The organism is Burkholderia sp. Ac-20345, assembly GCF_017104825.1.
Taxonomy (GTDB): Bacteria; Pseudomonadota; Gammaproteobacteria; order Burkholderiales; family Burkholderiaceae; genus Burkholderia; species Burkholderia lata_B.
The window spans coordinates 1-5,917 of the sequence record NZ_JAAGPO010000336.1; the positions used below are offsets into that span (position 1 = coordinate 1).

5 protein-coding genes are annotated in these 5,917 nt (G+C 68.4%); 1 reads left to right on the forward strand and 4 read right to left on the reverse strand.

Annotated features, from left to right (window positions below; genetic code table 11):
• The 4 genes from G3O06_RS45895 to G3O06_RS45910 form a co-directional block, all read right to left on the reverse strand.
• Nucleotides 1-520: ABC-type transport auxiliary lipoprotein family protein (locus tag G3O06_RS45895; RefSeq protein ID WP_205820043.1), on the reverse strand; the 520-nt coding region annotated here is incomplete at its 3' end.
• A gap of 38 nt (nt 521-558) precedes the next feature.
• Entirely contained in the window at nt 559-1,488 is a 930-nt protein-coding gene (locus tag G3O06_RS45900; protein ID WP_174974776.1) for an MlaD family protein, read from the reverse strand.
• A gap of 18 nt (nt 1,489-1,506) precedes the next feature.
• Nucleotides 1,507-2,421 (reverse strand): ABC transporter ATP-binding protein, encoded by a 915-nt coding sequence (locus G3O06_RS45905; protein ID WP_174916233.1) that lies wholly within the window; start codon nt 2,419-2,421, stop codon nt 1,507-1,509.
• Nucleotides 2,418-3,542 (reverse strand): ABC transporter permease, encoded by a 1,125-nt coding sequence (locus G3O06_RS45910; protein ID WP_174916234.1) that lies wholly within the window; start codon nt 3,540-3,542, stop codon nt 2,418-2,420. The genes G3O06_RS45905 and G3O06_RS45910 overlap by 4 nt, the downstream gene beginning before the upstream one ends.
• Nucleotides 3,543-3,831: 289 nt before the next feature.
• On the opposite strand from G3O06_RS45910, the gene G3O06_RS45915 reads away from it, so the two are divergent.
• Complete coding sequence (locus tag G3O06_RS45915) at nt 3,832-5,901, forward strand: bifunctional 2',3'-cyclic-nucleotide 2'-phosphodiesterase/3'-nucleotidase (RefSeq protein WP_205820044.1); 2,070 nt, start codon at nt 3,832-3,834, stop codon at nt 5,899-5,901.
• The last annotated feature ends 16 nt before the right edge of the window (nt 5,902-5,917 follow it).

The following is a 5,917-nucleotide window of genomic DNA, read 5'->3' on the forward strand; positions in this document are numbered from 1 at the left end:
TCGTGCTCGACGGCGCGCGGGCGACAAACGTGCGCTGGCCGAGCACCTTGCCGTCCAGCGTCAGCGTCGCGCGCGCGGTGACGGCGCCGTGGCTCTGCGACTGGCCGTCGAACACCTGTTCAAATTCGTTCAGGTCGACCTTGAGGGTCGGCGCGCGCACGCCGTCGGATCCTTCGAGCACCGTGCCGCGCGACGACAGCGCACCGCGCAGCCGTTGCGTGAGCAGCTGCGCGGGCGGCGCGGTCCAGCGGCTGTCGCGATAGACGGCCACGTGCTGCGCATCCACGTACGCGAGGCGGTAGGCGAACTTGTCGGAGTCGAGCGCGTCGGGCGCGGCGACGTCGAGCACCTTCAGCGCGGGGCCCGGGCCTGCGGTCACGACCGACGTGGCCGGCCCGAGGTCATAGCGGACATTCGACAGCACCGCGCTGTTGCCGGCGCAGCCGGCCGCGAGCGACAGTGTCAGCACGGCAAGCGCGGCCGCGGCGGGACGCAGCGCGCGGTCAAGGATTCGTGGCATGGCGTGTTCCTGCATGATGTTTCCGGTTTCGATGGGTGTCACTGCCCGGCCGTCGCACCCGGCCAGGCGAAGCCCGGCTCGCCGGGGCCCGGCGCCGCGCCGGGCGAACCGAACAACAGACTGCGCGGATTGCGGCCAAGTTCACCGGCCACGTCCTTCAATTGCCGCGACGCGTCGCCGACACTGCCGGCCAGCGCGTTGAAGCGCGGCAGCGTGTCGTACTGCACGCGCGCGTTGAGGTCGTTCAGCGCGACACCGATCTGATCCGCGGCCGTCCCGGCCTTGTTCAGGTTCGACACGAGCGGCCCGTTCGGCTGCAGCAGCGTGTTCGCCGACGCCATCGCGCGGTTCACCTCGTGCATCGTTTCCGGCAGCGCGGTGACCGCCGGGCCGAGCTGCTTCGTCAGCGTGGCGGCACCGTCGGCCGCGTGCTGCAGGCTTTCGGCGGTCGCGCGCAACTGCTCGCGCATCTCGGGCGACATCAGCGCATTCGCGCTCTTCGCGGCCATTTCGAGCTGCCGCAGCAGCACGTCGCCGCGCTCCTGGATCTGGTCGAACAGGCTCGGCCGCATCGGGATCTGCGCGATCGCCTTCGTCGACGACGGCAGCGGCGCCAGGTCGCGGCCCGTGTCCTCGAGCTGCACGAACGCGATGCCCGTCACGCCCTGGAAGCCGAGGCTGCCGTAGGTCGACTGCGTGATCGGCGCGTCGTGGTCGACGAGGATGCGGATCCGGATCTGGCCCGGGTGCGCGCGATCGAACCCGATCGACTGCACCTTGCCGACGTCGAGGCCGCGAAAGCGCACGGCCGCGTCCGGGAACAGCCCCGTCACGTTGGTACGCGCGAGCAGGTCGTACGGCACGCGCACGGTGCGGTCGACGTTGAACCAGAACACGGTGCCCGCGATCGCGAGCGTCAGCGCGATCGTGAACAGGCCGGCCCAGAACGCATGTGATTTGTTTTCCATTCGCGGATTCCTTCGTGCCTACAGCTCGACGCTCGACAGCGCCGGTTCGAGGGCCGCCTTCGGCAGCTTCGCGCGCCGCTCGGGCGGCAGCGCCTGCAATGCGCGGCGCCCGCGCAGCCCCAGGAAATATTCGTGGATGAACGGATGGTCGACGTTCGCGGCCTCCTCGACCGGCGCCGCGACCAGCACCTTGCGGTCGGCCAGCACCGCGACACGCGTCGACAGCGCGACCATCGTGTCGAGATCGTGCGTCACCATCACGACGGTCAGCCCGAGCGTGCGATGCAGCGTCGCGATCAGCTCGACGAATTCGTCCGACGCCTGCGGATCGAGGCCGGCCGTCGGCTCGTCGAGAAACAGCAGCTCGGGCTCGAGCGCGATCGCCCGCGCGATACCGACCCGCTTGACCATCCCGCCCGACAGCGCGGCCGGCATCTTCGACGCGTGCTTGCACGGCAGCCCGACCATCTCGAGCTTGAGCATCACGATGTCGTGCAGCAGATCCGGCGGCACGCGGCCGAGCTCGCGCAGCGGCTGCGCGACGTTGTCGAACACCGTCATCGACGAGAACAGCGCGCCCTGCTGGAACAGCATCCCGGAGCGCGTGCGCATCATCCGCGCGCTCGCGTCGTCGATCGTCGCCGTATCCTGGCCGAACACCTTGATCGTGCCCGACGTCGGCCGCTCGAGGCCGAGGATCTGCCGCACGAGCGTGGTCTTGCCGGAGCCCGAGCCGCCGACGATCGACACGATCTCGCCGCGCCGCACGTCGAAGTCGAGCTTCTGGTGAATGATGTTGCGCCCGTAGCGCTTGGTCAGGTTGCGCACCTCGATCACGAGGTCGCCGCCATCGGCCGGGGCTGCCGGCCGGGTGCCGACCGACCCTGCGCCGATGGCCGCGGCATGCGCGGTCGTTTCGTTCGATGCGTTCATCCGAGCCCCACGTTCTGGAACAGGATCGCGAACACCGCGTCGGCGAGGATCACGACCGTGATCGACGACACGACCGACGTGGTCGTGCCTTCGCCGAGACTCTGCGAGTTCGCCTTGATCCGGAAGCCGAAATGGCAGGCGACCAGCGCGATCAGCATGCCGAACACGATGCCCTTGCCGACCCCGATGTACAGGTTCGCGATCGGCACGACGCCCGGCAGCGAGCGCACGAAATAGTTGACGTCGATCCCGAGCACGAGCTTCGCGGCGAGCGCGCCGCCCGTCAGCGCGATGATGTTGGTCCACATCACGAGCAGCGGCATCGCGATGCCGAGCGCGAGCACGCGCGGCAGGATCAGCCGCAGCCCGTGCGGGATGCCCATCACGCGCATCGCGTCGAGCTCCTCGGTCACGCGCATCACGCCGATCTGCGCGGTGATCGCCGAGCCCGAGCGGCCCGCGACGAGAATCGCCGACAGCACCGGGCCGAGCTCGCGGATCACCGACAGCCCGAGGATGTTCACGATGTAGCGGTTCGCGCCGAACATCTGCAACTGCTGCGCGGACAGGTAGCTGAGCACGATGCCGATCAGGAACGCGACGAGCGCGGTGATCGGCAGCGCCTGCGCGCCGGCGCTGTAGATGTTCGCCGAGGTTTCCTTCCACGGCATCGTCTTCGGACGGCGCAGCACCGACAGCGCATCGAGGATCACGAGGCCGAACATCGCGATGCCGCCCTGCAGGTGTTCGCCGAACCGGAAGATCGCCTGGCCGAGCCGTGTGACGGGATCGAAGCGCACCACGCGCTCGGGCGCCTCGCGCTCGCTGTCGAGCCGCTCGATGCGCTCGAAGATCGTGCGCTGCGTGGCGCTCAGCGCGACGCCGGCCGGCAGCTTGCGGCCCCACACGCGCCACAGCGCCTGGCCGCCGACGTGGTCGAGCCGCTCGATGCCGGACAGATCCCATTCGCTCACGCGCCCGGACGCGATGCTCGCGACCCGGCGCGCCACCGCGCCGCGATTGCGTGCAAGCGCGAGCGCGGTCCACTGGCCGGTCAGGCGCACCGTCTGGCCCTGGCCGCCGGCGTCGACCGACAGGCCGGGAGGAGTCTCGAAGTCCAAGGGCAGGTTGTTTGCAAAAAGGTGACAGAGGTCATTGTAGCGAACCGCCCGGCGACGCGACGTGAGGATTTCCGTCGAGGCGCCTAGCTGGGGGCGCCGGGCAGGCGCCCGCCCCGGCGTGCGCGTGGAAGCCGCCGCCCCCTGCCCGTTGCCGGCGTCATCACCTTTCATTCTTCCGTCACGATTCCTTTCGATACTCTCACGCGCCGCACATCAGGCCGTCGGCGCCCCGCGCCGCCATTCGTTGCGTACTCGCATTTCAAAAACAGAACACCGAACAGGACAACCGATGCGTCTCCCCCTGCTTTCCCGCCGTCGCATGCCGGCCATCGCCGCGCTCGCTAGCCTCGCCTTCATCCTCGCCGCCTGTGGCGGCGACGACGTCACCTCGCCGCCGGTGACGCCCCCGGCGGCCCAGGCGCTCGTCGGCACGACGGCCACGCTCGCCCTGCTCGAGACGACCGACCTGCACACCAACGTGCTGTCGTATGACTATTTCAAGCTCGCCGCCGACAACTCGCTCGGCTTCGAGCGCGTGTCGACGCTGATCGCGCAAGCGCGCGCGCAGTATCCGAACACGCTGCTGCTCGACAACGGCGACACGATCCAGGGCACCGCGCTGTCGGACTACCAGGCGCTCGTGAAGCCGATCGGCTGCGACCAGACGCTCGCGATCTACAAGGTGATGAACGCCGCGAAATTCGACGGCGGCGGGATCGGCAATCACGAATTCAACTACGGGCTGCCGTACCTGTCGCAGGTGACCGGCAACACGTTCGAGGTCGACGGCCTGCCGGCGCCGGCCCAGCAGAAGAAGTGCGCGGGCCCGAACTTTCCGCAGGTGCTCGCGAACGTGATCAGCGCGAAGACCAACGCGCCGCTGTTCACGCCGTACACGATCCTGACCCGCACCGTGACCGCGACGACGCCGGACGGCAAGACGGTCAGCGCGCCCGTGAAGATCGGCATCATCGGCTTCACTCCGCCCGCGATCATGAACTGGGACAAGCGCTGGCTCGACGGCAAGGTCTACACGACCGGCCTGAAGGAAGCCGCCGAGAAGTACGTTCCGGAGATGCGCGCGAAGGGCGCCGATCTCGTCGTCGCGATCTCGCACGGCGGCCTCGACAATTCCGCGTATTCGCCGACGATGGAGAACGGCAGCTGGTGGCTGTCGAAGGTGACCGGCATCGACGCGATGCTGATCGGCCACTCGCACCAGGTGTTCCCGGACGCGAACAGCACCGTGTCGCAGTTCAACCTGCCGGGTGTCGACAAGGTCAAGGGCACCGTCAACGGCGTGCCGACCGTGATGGCCAACTACTGGGGCAAGCACCTCGGCGTGATCAAGCTCGGCCTGAAGTTCGACGGCAAGACGTGGAGCGTCGACAAGTCGCTGACGACCGTCGAGGCGCGGCCGATCCAGAACGCCGACAAGAGCTACGTCGCGGCCGATCCGTCCGTGTCCGCCGCGATCGCCGCCGAGCACCAGGCGACGATCGACTACGTGAAGACGCCGATCGGCTCGACCGACTACCGGATGAACTCGTACTTCGCCGATGTCGGCGACCCGGGCGCGATCCAGATCGTCAACGAGGCGCAGGCCGACTACGTGAAGACCTACGTGCAGGCGAACCTGCCGCAATACGCGTCGCTGCCGGTGCTGTCGGTCAGCGCGCCGTTCAAGAGCGGCTTCGGCGGCGGCACCGACTACACCGACGTCGCGCCGGGCGCGCTCGCAATCAACAACGCGGCCGACCTGTACCTGTACCCGAACACCGTGTACGCGGTGAAGGTGAGCGGCGCCGACGTGAAGAACTGGCTCGAAACCGCTGCAAAGCGCTTCAACCGCATCGACCCGACCAAGGCGACCGTGCAGCCGCTCGTCAGTACGTTCCCCGGCTACAACTTCGACATGTTCACGTCGGCCGATCTCGCGTATGAAATCGACGTCACGCAGGCAGTCGGCAGCCGGATCAAGAACCTGACGTACAAGGGTGTGCCGCTCGACCCGAACGCGCAGTTCATCGTCGCGACCAACAACTACCGCGCGAGCGGCGGCGGCAACTTCCCGGGCCTCGACGGGAGCAAGACGATCTTCGCGTCGCCCGATGCGAACCGTGACGTGCTGATCGCGTTCATCAAGAAGCGCGGCGCGATCACGCGCGCGGCCGACGGTGCGCAGCGCAGCTGGCGCTTCACGAAGCTCGCGAGCTCGGTCGCGCACGTGCAGTTCGCGTCCGCGCCGAACCGCCTCGGCGACGCAGCGGCGGCCGGCCTGACCGGCATCACGCAGGTCACGGCCGACGACGGCTCGGGCAAGAACCTCGCCACCTACGAAATCGACCTCACGCAATGAGACACGCGATGCAACC

Bases quoted from the DNA above. Each gene is read 5' to 3' on its own strand.
- G3O06_RS45900 (WP_174974776.1), bottom strand. From the start codon at position 1,488: ATGGAAAACAAATCACATGCGTTCTGGGCCGGCCTGTTCACGATCGCG.
- G3O06_RS45905 (WP_174916233.1), bottom strand. From the start codon at position 2,421: ATGAACGCATCGAACGAAACGACCGCGCATGCCGCGGCCATCGGCGCA.
- G3O06_RS45915 (WP_205820044.1), top strand. From the start codon at position 3,832: ATGCGTCTCCCCCTGCTTTCCCGCCGTCGCATGCCGGCCATCGCCGCG.